The organism is Streptomyces durmitorensis (genome assembly GCF_023498005.1).
GTDB lineage: Bacteria > Actinomycetota > Actinomycetes > Streptomycetales > Streptomycetaceae > Streptomyces > Streptomyces durmitorensis.
This window is the reverse complement of record NZ_CP097290.1, coordinates 1-15666: the sequence shown is the minus strand read 5'-3', so window position 1 is coordinate 15666 and position 15666 is coordinate 1. Positions and strand designations below refer to the sequence as shown.

The following is a 15666-nucleotide window of genomic DNA, read 5'->3' as shown; positions in this document are numbered from 1 at the left end:
TCCGGCCCCGCCTCGCCATCCGGTCGGAAAGGACTTCCCATGCCGTTCAGCAGCCCGCCCGGCGGACACCAGGACTCCCTTCCCGCCGGCTTCTGGGCCGCGGCCAGCTCCGTACAAGAACGCCTCACCGCCCCCTCCGCGCCGGCCGACCCGCCGGACCCAAAACGGGCGACGGCCCGGCTCGCCCGCTGGCGCGCCCTGGCAGCCTTCAGGGGACCGGAGGAACACTTCACCGGCCAACTGCGCGCGGTCGGAGTGACGGCGCCCGCGCTGCACCGGCTGCTCGGCGAGGACCATGAGGCGCTCGCCGCCCGCTTGTCCGGCCGCCCGGGTTGGGCGGACCGGGTGCGCTCGGCCCGGCCAGGGCCCGACCGGCCCGACACGCCGCCGCTGCCCGGTCTGCTGCGCGTCGCCGAACCCCTCGTACGGCAGGCACAGGACCGGCTGCGCAGCGCCCTGCGCGCTCTTGGCCCCTTCCCCGCGGAACTGGACGGTCTCGGCGAAGCCCTGCTGGCGGGCGTGCCCGTCACCCGCCTCGCCGTGGTCCTGAAGCCCACCATGATCCTGGAGATCAACCTGGCCCGCGTCCAGGGCCGGCTGGCGTCCGGGGCGACCTCCACCGCCCGCTACCAGCTCTACGTCGACTCCCTGGCCGAACCCGGTGAACAGCACCGCCTGTGGACGCGGTACCCGGTGCTGGCCCGCTGCGTCACGGAACTGCTCGACGACTGGGTCGCGGACCGTACGCGCTTCGCCCGGCACCTGCGCGACGACCTCGAAGCCCTCTGCGAGGACCTGTTGTGCGGCGTCAGGCCGGGCGGCGTGGCGGCGGTCGGCTTCGGCCAGGGCGATGTCCACCGCCGGGGAAGCTCGGTGTGCCGCGTCGACTTCCACGACGCGCCGCCGGTGTTCTACAAGCCGCGATCACTCGCCGTGGACGAGCAGTTCGGCAGGCTGGTGCACCGCTTCAACCAGGACGGCCCACACACCCTGCGCACCCCGCGCACGCTGACCCGGCAGGACCACGGCTGGGCGGAGTGCGTGAGTGCACAGCCCTGCGCGAACGCCCGGGACGTGGCCGGCTTCTACTGGCGCACCGGCGCGCTGCTGGCCCTGGTCCACGCGCTGCGCGGCACCGACTTCCACCAGGAGAACATCATGGCCGTCGGGGAGCACCCGGTGCTCGTCGACCTCGAAGCACTGCTGCACCCCCGTGCCCCGCGAAGGACGTCACGCAACGGCGCGGGCGGACCGCAGGGGGAGCCGGAGGAACCGGCCCTGGCCGCCTTGCGCGAGTCGGTGCGGGCCACCGCGCTGCTGCCCACCAAGGTGGTGCTGGACGGTGCCCCGGCCGGGGCACCCGTCGGCGACTACAGCGGACTCGACGGAGCGGACGGCCAGCCGTCGATCACCCCGGTGCCCGTCGAGAAGAACCCGGGGACCGACGAGGTGCACATCGTGTGGGAGCACGTGCGCTCGCCCGGCGCGCAGAACCGGCCGCGACTGCCGGACGGTACGCCCGCCCGGGCCGCCGACCACCTCACCGACGTACTGGCCGGTTTCCGCCACGGCTACGACTGGATCAGCGCCCGCCGTACGGAAATCCTCGCCCCCGGCGGCCTCCTGGAGGGCTTCGCCGGCACGCCGGTGCGTTTCCTGCCCAGGCCGAGCTTCGTCTACGGCAAGGTGCTCACCGAGAGCATGCACCCGGACTTCCTGCGGGACGCGCTGGACCGGGAGTGCAGCACGGCCCGGCTGTGCGGCGAGCGGTACGCGGGCCCGGCCGGGGAAGCCGTCGTACGCGCCGAGATGGACGCGGTGCTGCGCGGGGACATCCCGCTGTTCGAGGCGCTGCCCGGATCGCGCGACCTCCTCCTCGACGACGGGCGGAGCGTGCCCGGCTTCTTCGACGAACCCGCGCTCGGCGCCGTGCGCCGCCGCATCGAGGCCATGGGCCCCGAGGACCGGGAGCTCCAGGAACGGATCATCGCCGGATCGTTCGTCGGCGGTGTGGACGTCAGCCTGCTGGAGCAGCCTCCGGCACCGGCCGACGCTCGCCGCCGGACGCGGACCCGCAGCGCCGACCCCGCGGAACTCGTCGCCGCAGCCACCTCGATCGGCGACCGGGTACGGCGCCTGGCGACCGTCAGGGAGGGCCGGATCGGCTGGATCGCGCCCCAGCCGGTGGCGTACGGCGTCTGGGACCTCGCCCCGCTCGACGCGGACCTCTACTCGGGACTGTCCGGCATCGGGCTGTTCCTCGCCCGGCTCGGCCTCATCAGCGGCCACCCGCGCTTCACCTCACTGGCGCTGGACGTCGCCGACGAAGTGGTCCGCCGCGTCCGCGCGAGCGCCACGGCCGACGCAGGCGCCGGTACCGGCGGGGAGAAGGACATCGGGGCGTTCGGCGCCTGGATGGGGCCCCTGTACTTCCTGGCCCACCTCGACCGGCTGCTCGGCGGTACCCCGCATCTGGCCGCCGTGCGCGAGCCGGTGCTGGCCGTCGCGGAGCGCGCCCTGGACGGCACCAAGACGTTCGACGTCGTGGGCGGCTCGGCGGGCTGCGCCCTTGCCCTGCTCGCCGTGGTCGAGGCGGGGCAGGACCCGGACGGACGCGCCGCGGCTCTCGCCCGCCGCACCGCCCGGCACCTGGTCACCGGCGCCGTCCCCGGCGGCACCGGGCGGGGTCTGGCCTGGGAGCATCACCACATCGACAGTGCACAGCCGCTCACCGGGTTCGCCCACGGCGCGGCGGGCATCGTGACGGCCCTGGCCCGGCTCGCAGACGTCGCACCCGACGAGGGCTGCGCCGAAGCGGTGGCAGGCGGACTGGCGTACGAGACGGAGGCGTTCGACCCCGAGGCCGGCAACTGGCCCGATTTCCGGGCCGAGGCGCTCTCGCCCTTCCGCTCCCTGTGGTGCCACGGGGCGGCGGGGATCGGCATGTCCCGGCTCGACCTGATCGGCCGGCCCGCGACGGCCGGGCTCGAGCGGCAACTGGCCGCGGACGCCCTGGCCGCGCTGCGCCCCGGCGAGCTCGACCCCGCCGGCGGTCCGGACACCGGGGCGCACCGGCTCACCGGCCGCGGCAGCGACAGCATGTGCCACGGCGACCTGGGCAATCTCGAACTCGTGCTGCTCGCCGAGCGCGGCGGCCGGGCGGAGCCGGGTCGGCTGATGCGGCAGCTCGGGGAGAAGCTCGATGCCGCCGCGGAGTCGGACTGGGTGTGCGGTTCGCCGACCCGAGCGGAGACCCCTGGCCTGCTGACCGGGCTCTCGGGCGTGGGGCATCAGTTGCTGCGGTTCGCCTGCCCGGACGAGGTGCCCTCCGTGCTGCTGCTGCACCCCCCTCACACGGTTCCGACGGCGCTCCAGTCCACGTCGAACCCTTCGCACCACAGTTGTGCCGCCAGGTCCTCCAGACCCTGACGTGGTGACAGATCCCGGTGGGACGCGGCCAGGACCGTGGAGCGTGTGCCCTCGATGGCGTTCAGTGTCTGCTGCACGGAGTACATGGCCACCGGGTGAGGGGAAATCTCGACGATACGCAGCGCACCCCGGCCCGTGAGGTGCCTGACCCCCTCTTCCAGCAGGGTGGGTTCGCACATGTTGCGCACCCAGTACGCCGCGTCGAGCGCAGCACCGTCGACGAAACCGCCGGTGACCGTCGACCAGTAGGGAACAGCCGGGCGGCGGGTGCGCAACGTACCGATCCTGCGTACGAGTTCGGGGCCGATGGCGGCCAGCAGGGAGCTGTGCCCGGCGTAGTCGATGGGAGTGCGCAGCGTCTGGACCCCGCGGGCGGACAGCTCGTGTTCGGCCTCGGCGACACCGTCCGGGGTTCCGGACAGGCACACCTGGCCGGGAGCGAGATGACTCGCGACGAAGACCCGCCCGCCGCTGTGTGCGCTGAGACGTTCGGCTTCCTCCAGCGGCATGTCGCAGACGATCAGAGTGCCGTGCCCCGACGCGCGCTCCGCCACGAGCCGGGACCAGGTGGCGATGAGCCGCGCTCCTTCCTCCAGCGGCAGCGCACCGGCGGCGACGACCGCGGCCACGTCCCCGATGCTCGCCCCGAGAACGAGATCGCTCCTCAGCCCCCACGCGTGCAGGGTGCGGGCCAGGGCGATCTGCACGGAGAACAGGACCGGCTGGAGGACGTCCGTGGGCACAAGGGTCTGACCGTCGTCGGCCAGAAGCGTCTCGATGACGGACCAGCCGGTGACGGCACGCACGGCACGGTCGCACTCGTCCAGGGTGGCGCGGAAGGCGGGTTCGGCCAGCAGGGCGCGGCCCGTGCCGATCCACTGCGGCCCGCCGCCCGAGAACAGGAAGGCCAGCGCGGGGCGCTCACCGGCGTGGGGTGCGCTCCTCTCGTCCAGCCGTGCGAGAAGTTCGTCCCCCAGGCGGTCCGGTCGGTCCGCGGCGGCGACGACGCGGTGCGCGCCCGTGCCGTGCACGGCAAGCCGCTCGGGGTGCGCCCCGCCCGGGTGCGCCTGCCCGGCGAGGCCGCGGACGGCTCGGCGCAGTGCCTCGCCGGTGTCGGCGGCGACGGGCAGGATGAACCGCCGCCGGGGGGCGCCTGCTTCACCTGTTCGGCCTGCTTCACCTGCTTCACCTGTTCCACCCGCTTCGACGGGGGAGGCGGTGCCCGGCCCTCCTGTGGGCGCCCCCACCGGCTCCGGGACGGGGTGGGGCGGGGATGCCAGGATGTTGTCGGTTCGGCTCATGAGCTCGGTCTCTCCCTCTCTTGTCCGGCCGTCGGTCAGCGGTCGCGCTGGGTGATCAGCCGGGCCAGGGCGAGCAGCCCTCGTGTCGCCTCCGGCTCCAGGCGCGCACGGGAGAGTTCCTCCTGCGCCTGCTTCCAGTGCCGTACGGCCTCCCGCTCGGCCCACTGCCGGCCGCCCGCTTCCTCGACCAGCCGGGCAACCCGGGTGACGTCGCCGTCGTCCAGCGGACCGGGCAGGGCGTAGAGCTCGGCGAGGCGGCGCCCCGCCTCGCTGTCCCCGGCGAGGGCCGCGACCACCGGCAGGGACTTCTTGCGCCGCCGCAGGTCCCCGCCGGTCACCTTGCCGGTCGCGCGGGTGTCTCCCCAGATCCCCAACAGGTCGTCGACGAGCTGGAAGACCATGCCCACGTGGTGTCCGAATCCCCGCAGAGCGCTCACCTGGTGGGGCGCCCCGTCCGCGGACAGCACGCCGAGCGCACAGGCGGCGGCCAGGAGCGAGGCGGTCTTTCCCGCCGCCATCGTCAGGCACTCCTCCAGGCCGACCTCCGCACGGCTCTCGAACGCCAGGTCGGAGCCCTGGCCGGCGACCAGCTTCAGCAGGGCCCGGCACAGTTCCTGGGTCGCGGAGGCACTCGCGGGGGGCGGCGGCGCACAGGCCAGGGTGTCCAGCGCGAGAGCCAGGAGGCCGTCACCCGCCAGCACGGCTTGGGCCTCGCCGAAGACGGTCCAGGCCGCGGGGCGGCCGCGCCGGACACGGTCACGGTCCATCAGGTCGTCGTGCAGCAACGAGAAGTTGTGCACCAGTTCCACCGCCGCCGCGCCGCTCAGCGCCTGGTCGGCAGGGCCACCCACCGCCTGCGCACTGGCCAGGACCAGCGCGCCGCGCACACCCTTGCCCCACCCGTCCTGCGTGGGGGTGCCGTTCTCGTCGCACCAGCCGAAGTGGAAGCGGGCGATGGTCCGCACCGGTTCGCTCAACTGCTCCACGGCATGCTGCAGCCGCGGTCCTGTGAGCTGCCGGTAGCGTCGCAGCAGCGCCCACGCGTCCCGTGTGTCCGGGGCCAAGGTCAGGGTCAGGGTCACTGGGTCACTCCTATGAGAGCCCGCTCCACGTAGTCGGCAGGACGCGCCCAGGACGCCGACGTCCCGGCCTGGTAGCGCTTCGTCCGCCTCGACCAGTCGAGGTTGCCGCGGATCCACGTCCGCATCCCGGCGGCGTAGGGAGCCAGCAGCCCGGTCTCCTGGGGGTGGGCCGACAGCAGCTGCCTCTCGGCGGTCAGGAAGCGCTCGGTCTCCGTGGACGTGGCCGCGCACACCTCGGCCAGGGCCTGCTCCCGGTCCAGCCCCCGGTGGTGCTGCGCCAGATAGGCGATGTTGTGCACCTCGCCCAGCGAGCGCTCCTTGTCCAGCGAGTAGACGTCGTTGGTCCAGCAGACGACGTTGCAGGCGGCATCCAGGGCGAGGGTGAACTCCGCACTGCCGTAGAGGCCTTCGGGGACGTCGAGCCCCTCGACGATGTCGATCAGGTCCATGCAGACGTAGATGGCGCCCGTGTGACGCCTGTTCTCGATGTACGTCACCTCGTCGGGCACGGTGCCCCGAATCCGGTTTCCGCCCTCCCACACCGTTGCCGTGACCAGGCAGTCGCGCAGATGCCGGATGAACCGGCGGCGCCAGTGAGCCGGGGCGTCCACGGCGGTGCGCTGCCACAGCTCGGCCAGTGAGGCGACCGCGGGCGGCACGTTCGGCCCGCTCAGCAGGCTCACCCCGAAGTCCGGCGACTCCAGCACGACTTGCATGCCGCCGACCATCTGCTCCATCTGTGCCGGGCTGCGGCCCGCACTGCCGTCGTCCAGCTGGTCGTCGACCAGGAACAGCCAGGCGAACCAGTCCGCCATCAGTTCGAGGTGCCGCCGACTCGCGGTGGGATAGACGAGGGCGGCGAACCAGCCGAAGTCAGCCTGGTCGAAGCGCTTCCTGGCGGACTCGCGGTTCACCAGGCCCGTGCGGTGCACCCAGGCGGCCAGGTGTGCGCGCGCCCGGTCGGCGTGCGGGTTCACCCGGTAGGGGAAAGGACAGTGGATCTCGGGTATGTGCGCGAGGCCGGCACCACCCGTGCTGATCGTGCTCATTCAGCGCCGCTCCAGACGAAGGTGCACGCCGTTCTTGGGGTGCAGGGTGATCAGGGCGTCGGGAAGCACCTCGGGCGCTCCCTCGGGCGTCACCAGCCGGTACTTGCGCGCGATGGTCGCCATGGCCAGGCAGATCTCGGTCAGCGCGAAATGCTTGCCGAGACAGACGCGGGGCCCGCTGCCGAAGGGAACGTAGGCGTGCTTGGGCCGCTGGGCGATCTGCTCCGGGCTGAAGCGCTCCGGATCGAAACGCTCGGGGTCCTCCCAGAAATCCGGATGGCGGTGCAGCAGATAGCTGTTGACGAGGACCTGAGTACCGGCCGGCACCCGGTATCCGTCGATGACATCTTCCTCGCGGGTGTGCCGCATGAGCTGGTACGCCGGTGAGTAGATGCGCAGCACCTCGTCAACGATCATCCGGGTGTACGTCAGCCGGGGCATATCCTCGAAATCCGGCACCGTGCGGTCGCCGAGCACTCCATCCACTTCTGCATGGAGCTTGCTCTCCACTTCCGGGTGCCGTGCCAGCAGGTAGAAAGCCCACGCCAGCGTATTGGTGGTGGTTTCGTACGCTCCCACGCATATGTTGAGCACTTCATGGTGGAGCTGCTCGAGATCCATCCCCTTCCCGTCTCCCTCGTCCACGGCATGCAGGAACAAGGAGAGCAGATCCGGTTCGTGGCCGACCTCGACCTCGTCGGTCAGCCGTTTCTGGATGAACTGGGAGACGAACCCGTCCATCTTGTCGATGGCCCGGCGCAGCCGCACATGGCTCGGCGTGGGGAAACTCAGCGGCGGGAAAGGAAAGCTGAAGAATTTCCCCAGGACCGTATTGGCGAGCTGGAATGCACGCTCGAAGGCCTGAGCCGCATCGCCGACCTCGGCACTGAAGAGCGACCGGCTGACGATGCGGAGGGCGAGCTGCCCGAACTCGTCGGTGACGTCCAGCGGCGGGCCTGCTTCGGGACGGGCCTCCCAACGCTCCAGCATGCTCGTCGTCTCGTCCGTCATGTTGTGAGCGAACTTGCTCACGGTGCGCGGAGTGAAGTAGGGCGCCATCATCCGCCGCTGCCGACGCCAGAGCTCCATGTCGGGGGTGGCAATCAGCCCGTCCCGCAGGACGGGCCTGGCTATGCGGAAAATGGCGGCGTTTTTGTCGTACTGCTCGCTCTTGTCCACCAGGACATGCCGAATGTAATCCGGATGATTGAGCATGACCATACGCATGTTGAGCAGCCGGAAACGATAGATGTCCCCGAATTTCTCAAGCCCCCCGCGAAGGAAACCGAGCTGGTCGCGACGGAACGTCCGAATTCCACCAAGCCCGTCCCTGACTCGCAGGGCAGGGATTTCCTTGGCAGGAAGGTCATGCTGTGTGTGCGCGGACTCGTTCAGTGCTGTGGCCACCGGTGCGTACCTCGTTCCGGGTCGGAGGTGACACGCTTGCAGGGAATTCCCCTCCGCGATCCGATCTCTCCGATATGCATGCTGTCAACGGATGTGGACCGTTCTGCTTGGCTTCCTCTAGTGAAGTTCCAGCAGTGCTCCACCGATTCGGGCAGGGTTGACGCAGCTTCGAAAGCACTGTCATCCTCATTTCACGGATGAATTGTTTTCCTCCCTGCCTCGCCCACTTCTTCTCTTCGTACCCGCGGCGGTAAAAATCCCTGGCGAAGATCGAGTCTGAGCTCCTCCAGTCCGCAGTCCCGGCAGCCGGGAGTGGGGGCGACAGACAAATGCGGAACCCGCACCAGGCCCCGCCGCATCTGGGCAACTTCTGTGCGGGCCTAACGGGGCTGAACTTCCCGCACGGCCCGGGAGGTTGCCCCAGGAGCCTCAGCCAGCGGGTCTCAGTCCCGCGCCTCTTTGGTCCCGTACCTGAAGGTGAAGAGAAAGCGCAGGTCAGAAGGGGTGAGCTTACAAACCACGGGACTGACGGGACCCAGCCTGGTAGTTATCACCCAACGAACGCACTACTAACACGCGCGCGCACATACTGATGGACCTTCATCCTGAACAGCTGATAACTACGAGGGTCAGTCCCGTCAGTCCCGTAGCTGGAGGCTCAACTCGCTCTGACCAGGACTTTTGTGGAACGGGACCAAAACCTGCGCTCGCCTTGCGGGACTGAACCAGCCGCCCGCTGCCAGCTGCTGCGGGACTGACGGGACCCAAAAAAGCCGACACGCCAGGGGCGTGCTTTCTCTCCCCCCTCTGTGGGCTACGCTCGTGCCGCAAACCCGAAACCTCAGTCCCTTCAGACCCGTTGATCCCGCTGAAGACCGGCACAAAACGTGACAAGGACGATCCGTTGACCCGCCAGCCCTCGACCGTGCCGATGGCCCCGGACGAAGCCGTGCACGGAAACGCGATCGCCCGGTGGTGTGCCCAGGCCGGCTGGCCGGTGCACCCCCTGGCCCCGCAGCAGAAGGTCCCGCCGGCCAACTGCCAGGCCTGCAAGGAGGACCGGCATGCACCGGCGGCCTGCCCGTGCAGGCAGGCCGGACGCTGGTGCCACGGGTTCCATGCCGCCACCACGGACCTCGAGCGCATCGACGCCTGGTGGCATGACCAGTCGCGTTTCGGTGTGGGTGTCTCCTGCGGTGCCGCGGACCTGGTGGTTCTTGATGTGGACGCCCATGCCGCGGAAGTTCCTGACAGATCCCGGCTCCTGCCGGGCATCCCCATCTCCCCTCAGGTCAACCTCGCCGGTCTGGCCACGGGCTTCGACACCCTGGCCTTGCTGGCTGCACTCCGCGGCCAGCAAAGTCCGGCGGAGGACACGGAAACACTGCGCGTGCGGACTCCCTCCGGCGGACTGCACATCTGGTACCGCAACCCGCACCCCGCCACGCGCTACCGCTCCTCCACAGGGTCCAGCCCGAAGATGGCGCTGGCCTGGCAGGTGGATGTGCGCTCCGACAACGGCTACATCGTGGCCCCCGCGACCCGGACCACCGCAGGCACCTACCGCCCCGTGGGAACAGCCCGCCACCCTGCGCCGCTGCCCCAGTGGCTGGCGGCAGAACTCGTACGCACACACCACGTTCCCGCCCCGATCCGGCGGCCCGCCACACCCGAAGCCCCCCGCCGTCGGCGCCGCTCCGTGAAGGGCGCCGAGCGGCTTCTGGACCCGCTCCTGGCCGAGGTCGCCGCCTGCGCGGCCACACCGGAAGGAGCGAGCTTCACCGAAAAGCTCAACCGCGCCGCCTACACAGCCGGGGGCTTGGTCCAAGCAGGTCACCTCCCCGAGGCCCAGGCCCAGGACTTGCTGTTGGAAGCAGCAAGCTCCGCACGCCCCGCCCAAGAGAGCCGCAACCTCACGATCATCGAGTCCGCTCTGTCTGCGGGCGCCCAGCGCCCACTCCACCCACGAGGACGCTCATGAGCGCCGAGCCCGCACGCTTCGACGCCGAAGCGGCCGCCGCCCAGATCCACCAGCAGAGCCTCGACCTCGCGCTGCCAGAGCCGCATCCCAGCCTCCCGGCCCAGCAGACCGATGCCCGCTACCCTCCCGCGGCCGCCCCGGACGTGCTGATGCCCAGCTCCCTGACCGACCGGGGCAACGCCAAGCTCTTCGCCCGCCTCTACCGCGACCAGTTCCGCTACGTCATCGGCATGGGCTGGCATTGCTGGGACGAGTACCGCTGGAAACTGACCGGCGGCGACGAGGCAGCGGTATGGGCAGCGGGGGAGATGGCCGAGCAGATCCCCGAGCACGACCCCCGGGGCCAGTTCAGTGACCGCGCGCTGGCCGCGCACCGTCGGCACTCCGAATCGACCTCAGGACTCAAGGCGCTCCTCTACCAGGCACAGGCCGCACCCGGCCTGCGCCTGGACCCGGAAGTCCTGGACGGCGACATCTACGCCCTGTGCACCCCGGCCGGGGCAGTGGACCTCCGTACAGGGACGCTCCGCAAGCCGGACCCGCTGACGGACATGCACTCACGGGCCACGCTCGTGGCCCCCCATGCCATGCCCATCCCGCGTTGGGAGAGCTTCCTGCGCGACACCTTCGGGGACGACGCGAAGGGTTTGGAGACCACCCGCTTCCTGCATCTGCTGCTCGGCTACTCGATCACCGGAGACGTCGGCGCGCAGGTCCTGCCCTTCCTCTACGGCTCGGGCGCCAACGGCAAGTCGGTGCTGCTGGAGGTGATGACGCAGATCCTGGGCGACTACGCGAACGCAGCCCCACCAGGGTTCTTGATGGAAAAGGGCAAGTTCACCGAGCACTCCACGGAACTGACCGAGCTCCACGGCCGGCGCATCGTGGTGTGCAGCGAGCTCAAGCCCAACGACAAGTTCAACGAGGCCCGCGTCAAGCTTCTCACCGGCGGCGACACCATCACCGCCCGGCGGATGCGGCAGAACTTCTTCACCTTCACCCCCACGCACAAGCTGTGGCTCCTGGGCAACCACCGTCCCGAAGTCGGCACCGGCGGCTACGCGTTCTGGCGGCGCATGCGGATCATCCCGTTCGAGCGCAGCGTGCCCGACGAGCGGAAGATCGACAACCTGGCCGCCGAACTCGTCCGCGACGAGGGGCCTGGCATCCTGCACTGGCTGATCGAGGGGGCCAAGCGCTACCTGGCCACCCGCGACTCCCTCACCGGACCGGCCTCCGTCCGGGTGGCGACCGCCGCCTACGAGACCACCGAGGATCACGTCGGCCGCTTCCTCACCGAATGCTGCACCAAGGACCCGAACCGCAGCGCCAACTCTGATCTGCGCGTCGAGCAGAAGCTGCTGTATGAAACCTACGGGCGCTGGTGCTCGGACGAAGGAATCAGACCTTCCACCAGCCGTGCCTTCGCCAGCCGCATCCGGCAGGAACTCGGCCTTGCCTCACCCGCAGAAATGATCAAGAACAACGCGACCAAGCTGTACCCCGGCCTCGGGCTGCTCACGGACGACAGCTCCGCCGGTGATGGAGGCGGGCGGTTGTGATGGGTCGTTGCGGGTCCTTTGAGGTTGTGTGTCGACCGTACGATGGACGATGCCTGTTTGTCCGGCTGGCTGTTCGCAGAGCTGGGATGCAGGCCCGTGTGAATGTCGCATCCGTTGGCCGGTGTCCGGCCGCCACGACTCAGGAGGCCTGATGAGCGCGATTCCGCAGGAAGGCGATCTCGTCCAGGAAGCCGAGGTCGTGTGGCTGGAGGACACCGAGGACCTCGACTATGTCCGCCAGGCCCTGGACAAGGTCAGTACCCGTAAGGGCAAACCGCGCTACGAGCGGGACGGCCGGATGATCGGTTACTCGAACCTGGCACCGAACGCGCCCCGCAGCGCCGACAGCGGCCTCTTCGCCCGCCGCACCTTCTACCTGCTGCCGCACGACCGCCCCAACCGGCCCGACGACCCCGAATGCCCCTACCGGGTCGGCTCACCACTGGAAGCCATCGACCCCCGCACAGTCAAAGCAGGCAAGACCGGAACAAAAACCCCCCGGTCCCAAGCCACCGGCGAGATAGCCCCAGCCCGCTCGTGACCTGGTGTCAGGAGAGTCGGATGAAGGCGGTCCCGGCCCTGATCATGTCCAGCGCATATCGATGTTGGTGAGTTGTTCGATCCGTTCTGGTGTCAGTGTGGCGGCGCGGGTGCGTTGGTTGCTGATCCAGGCTCCGAGTTTGAGTTCCCGTTCTTCTTGGTTGTCGCCGGTGATCGTTTCGGTGTGTTTCCTGGGTACTTGTAGGTGCCCCTCGCGCTGGTAGAACTGGCGGGCTGCGGCGAGGTGAAGCGCCCATTTGTCGGCTTGGGTACGGCGTGGTTTTGGTTTTTCGTTGTCGGTTGCAGGTGTGATGCCGAGGACGTGTTCGCACATCCACTGCTGCACGGCCGTGAGCTGATCCCACCCGAGCCTCACCGACTGCACCCACCGCCCCAGATCCTCGCCCTGGCGCAAGACCTCGTCCGCCGTGGTGGGCAGTGTGTCGCCGGCCTCCAGGTGGAGCCGGACGAGGTGGAAGCAGCGCTGCCAGGTGACGGGCCATGCCGGGCACCAGGAGGGGTCGATGTCCTCCAGTTGCTCGCGCCGCTCGTCCGACAGCGCCCCGGCCGACGACTCCACCGGCAGCCCTTCAGAGCGCCGCCGCTCGATCTCCTGGGCCTTGCGGGCGGCGGCCCGTGTGTTCTTCAGCCAGATGCCGACCTTCGCGCCTTGGAAGGTGGCGTCCAGTGGTGCCAGGAGGTGGCCGTGTTCGGTCGCCCATCCGCGTGCGGCGGCAAGTCCCTCGGCCCACGCGACGTCGAAGTGGGACCAGATCATGCCGAGCTTTTCCAGCTGTTCGACACGGTCCTCGTCCATCTCACCGCGGGTGTAGAAGCGGCGCGCGTCAGCGGTCCACTGCCCCAGCGGGAAGGACATGAGCGAGGCCGGCCACCCGGCAGCTTCGGCCTCCTGCCCCTCTGGGACGCGGTAGGTGAAGGGCACGCGCAGGTCGCCGTGGAGCCGGTGGTAGATGACGGCGGCTTCCACGCCGCGCCGCCAGTGCTCGTGGTCGGGGTTGAGGACTCGCAGGTTGATGAACGCCGCGAGGGCGGCTGGGTCGCGCGGCGTGGAGAACTTCAACAGGGCTTTGGCGGGGGCGCTGACGGCTCCGGAGCCGCCGCTGTTCCCGTTCGTGCTCTGCCCGCTCTCGTCCTTGCTGAGGGGCTTGTAGTGGCTGGGGGCCTGCTGTTCGGCGAGCTGCTCCACGACGCGTGCGTCGTGTGCCCGGAGCGCTTCCAGCAGCTTCGCCAACCCGCCGTACGCCCGGGAGGTGAGCATGTTGTCCGCTGTCTCGCCCGGCCCGAGCAGCACCGGCACCAGGAGTGAGGCCATCTTGCCCTCGCCTGGCTGCATCCGCAGTGCCCGGCCCACGGCCTGGACCAGATCGGGCATGGACCCGCGTACATCCGCCCAGTAGACGGAGTCGCAGTTCTTGGTGTCGACACCCTCCCCGAGGACTTTCACGGAGCTCAGACAGCCCTTCTCCATGACCGTACCGTCCGTGGCGATACCGTCGGCGAACTCTCCCAGGACGCGGCGGCGGTGGAGCGGCTTGTGGTCGCCGCAGAGCCAGTTGGCCCAGATCGTCTTGGGGTACAGCTCGGGAGCGCTGGCGTGCAGCTGCGCGGCGACGCCGGGAAGGCCAGCCGCGAACGCTTCGGCCTCCCTCACCACATGGTGGAACACCAGCGTGCGGCGGAAGCCCTCCTCGGCGGACGCCTTCACCAGCGCGGTCTGCAGGGCGGCCAGCCGCACCCCGCGGACCTCGGCCGACCGGCCTTCGGCGCCCAGGAGCTGCGCGGCCTGGAACCGGGTGTCGGTGACGTCCACGCATACGACCTGGTAGGGGGCACAGATTCCACGGTCGATGGCTTCGGAGAGCGTCAAGGTGAACACTCTGCTGCCGAAGGGCCCGGCGGGGTCGTCTTCCATGCTCGCGACCAGCTCGCCGGGCGCGCCGGCCTCGTCCTCGTCCCCGAGCTGCCACAGCCGGGGCGTGGCGGTCATGTAGAGGCGGCGCAGGGAGGGGATCTTCTGGTTGTCGTGGACGACCAGCCACGGCTTGCCGATCCGGCCCGAAACCCGGTGGGCTTCGTCCACGACGATCAGGTCCCAAGCCACCAAACCCGCAGCGTGCGCCCGCTCCAATGTGCCCAGACCGAGGCTGGCATAGGTGGCGTACACGGTCACCTTGTCCAGGCCCCTCGTCCACTCCACCAACTCGTCCACGTCCGTGGTGTTGGGGAAGGGCACCTCCGCGCCCCGCAGCGACGACACCCCGATCATCGGCCCCCGGCGGCCTCCCTCGCGCCACGCAGCCTCAGTCTGGGCAAGCAGATCCAGAGAGGGCACGAGCACCAGCACACGGCCCGCGTGGAGCTCCTCCGCGCTGCGGACCGCCACCCTCGTCTTCCCCGACCCGGTCGCCATGATCACCTGCGTCCGTAGCCCCCGCTCGGGCACCAGAGATCCCGCGGACACCTCGAGCGCACGCAGGACAGCATCCACGGCTTCCCGTTGATGGGGACGCAGTCGGTTCACTGCCATTTCGATCTGCCTTCTTCCTCGGTCCGCGCCTCTGGCACCACGCGACAGCGGGCGAGCGGCCAGCATGGGCCCTGCCATCCGATCAGATCCGGAGAGCACGATCGGATGGCGGTGTGAACCTGAGTGAGAGTGTCACTGGGGTTGCGGTGGGTGTTACTTGGTGGGTATCGGGCTTGCCTGGGGTTTTCGGGTTGATGTGTCATCGGCGTGACGTGCTGTTGGTGACAGGGGGATGCAGAGATGCCGGCCAGTTTGGTGCAGATTCCTGAGCGGCGGGGGATGGGAGTAGGTTGATTCCAGAGTCTATCTTGCCGTAAACAATGAAGCACTCGACCGTGTGGGGGTTCTCAGTGGTGCTTGGATCTTGCTGCCGTTCCCTTGTGGCGCCCCCGGGAAGGCAGCCTGACGGCTGGTCAGTGTGAGTCCTACGGAGCGAGGCCGACCTCTACTCGCAGCCCCACCATCAGCACTACCTTTTGCTGCCGGACTGCCAGGTCGGTACCTCGTAGTCAGCCTGGCTCCTGTAGCGGGCCTTGACGGTTTTGGAGATGAGGCCGGAAGGGCTGTTGGGTGGGGGAGCGAAGCGGACCCACTGGGCCGGAGCGCAGCGCTGCACTCCGGGAGCGCAGCGGACGGGTGTCACCCGCCTTGCGCAGCAAGGCGGGTGAGCGTGGGGCGCAGCCCCACGCCAGCGCTCCCGCGGAGCGGAGCGCAACACCCGGGCACAGCCCGGGTGTTCGCTGCATATCGCGCAGCGATATGGTACC

Annotated in this window: 9 protein-coding genes; 4 read left to right on the top strand and 5 right to left on the bottom strand. The window is 69.6% G+C overall.

Going from position 1 to position 15666, the window contains the following annotated elements; genetic code table 11:
- The first annotated feature begins 39 nt into the window (after nt 1-39).
- Entirely contained in the window at nt 40-3429 is a 3390-nt protein-coding gene (locus tag M4V62_RS43185) for a type 2 lanthipeptide synthetase LanM family protein (protein WP_249593248.1), read from the top strand.
- Here M4V62_RS43185 and M4V62_RS43180 read toward each other — a convergent pair.
- From M4V62_RS43180 to M4V62_RS43165, 4 genes are read right to left on the bottom strand one after another with little or no spacing between them, the layout of a single operon-like run.
- A complete protein-coding gene (locus M4V62_RS43180) occupies nt 3351-4730 on the bottom strand; it encodes an acyltransferase domain-containing protein (protein WP_249593247.1) in 1380 nt (459 codons plus the stop codon). The two genes, M4V62_RS43185 and M4V62_RS43180, sit on opposite strands and share 79 nt — an antisense overlap.
- Nucleotides 4731-4765: 35 nt before the next feature.
- Nucleotides 4766-5812, bottom strand: a complete 1047-nt coding sequence (locus tag M4V62_RS43175; protein WP_249593246.1) for a polyprenyl synthetase family protein — start codon at nt 5810-5812, stop codon at nt 4766-4768.
- On the bottom strand, nt 5809-6861 hold the full coding sequence (locus M4V62_RS43170) for a terpene synthase family protein (protein WP_249593245.1): 1053 nt from the start codon (nt 6859-6861) through the stop codon (nt 5809-5811). Before M4V62_RS43170 ends, M4V62_RS43175 begins: the two co-directional genes overlap by 4 nt.
- Complete coding sequence (locus M4V62_RS43165; protein WP_249593244.1) at nt 6862-8268, bottom strand: cytochrome P450; 1407 nt, start codon at nt 8266-8268, stop codon at nt 6862-6864.
- 964 nt (nt 8269-9232) lie between these two features.
- Between M4V62_RS43165 and M4V62_RS43160 the strand changes: the two genes are divergently transcribed.
- The 3 genes from M4V62_RS43160 to M4V62_RS43150 all read left to right on the top strand — a co-directional run bounded on the left by M4V62_RS43160 (nt 9233) and on the right by M4V62_RS43150 (nt 12352).
- A complete protein-coding gene (locus M4V62_RS43160) occupies nt 9233-10249 on the top strand; it encodes a bifunctional DNA primase/polymerase (protein WP_249593306.1) in 1017 nt (338 codons plus the stop codon).
- On the top strand, nt 10246-11811 hold the full coding sequence (locus M4V62_RS43155; RefSeq protein WP_249593243.1) for a DNA primase family protein: 1566 nt from the start codon (nt 10246-10248) through the stop codon (nt 11809-11811). The genes M4V62_RS43160 and M4V62_RS43155 overlap by 4 nt, the downstream gene beginning before the upstream one ends.
- A gap of 151 nt (nt 11812-11962) precedes the next feature.
- On the top strand, nt 11963-12352 hold the full coding sequence (locus tag M4V62_RS43150; RefSeq protein ID WP_249593242.1) for a DUF6009 family protein: 390 nt from the start codon (nt 11963-11965) through the stop codon (nt 12350-12352).
- 42 nt (nt 12353-12394) lie between these two features.
- On the opposite strand, the gene M4V62_RS43145 is transcribed toward M4V62_RS43150, so the two are convergent.
- Nucleotides 12395-14899 (bottom strand): DEAD/DEAH box helicase, encoded by a 2505-nt coding sequence (locus M4V62_RS43145; protein ID WP_249593241.1) that lies wholly within the window; start codon nt 14897-14899, stop codon nt 12395-12397.
- Nucleotides 14900-15666 lie beyond the last annotated feature (767 nt).

Excerpts from the sequence above, each read along its gene's own strand:
- M4V62_RS43185 (WP_249593248.1), top strand. The coding sequence starts at position 40 with ATGCCGTTCAGCAGCCCGCCCGGCGGACACCAGGACTCCCTTCCCGCC.
- M4V62_RS43180 (WP_249593247.1), bottom strand. The coding sequence starts at position 4,730 with ATGAGCCGAACCGACAACATCCTGGCATCCCCGCCCCACCCCGTCCCG.
- M4V62_RS43170 (WP_249593245.1), bottom strand. The coding sequence starts at position 6,861 with ATGAGCACGATCAGCACGGGTGGTGCCGGCCTCGCGCACATACCCGAG.
- M4V62_RS43155 (WP_249593243.1), top strand. The coding sequence starts at position 10,246 with ATGAGCGCCGAGCCCGCACGCTTCGACGCCGAAGCGGCCGCCGCCCAG.
- M4V62_RS43150 (WP_249593242.1), top strand. The coding sequence starts at position 11,963 with ATGAGCGCGATTCCGCAGGAAGGCGATCTCGTCCAGGAAGCCGAGGTC.
- M4V62_RS43145 (WP_249593241.1), bottom strand. The coding sequence starts at position 14,899 with ATGGCAGTGAACCGACTGCGTCCCCATCAACGGGAAGCCGTGGATGCT.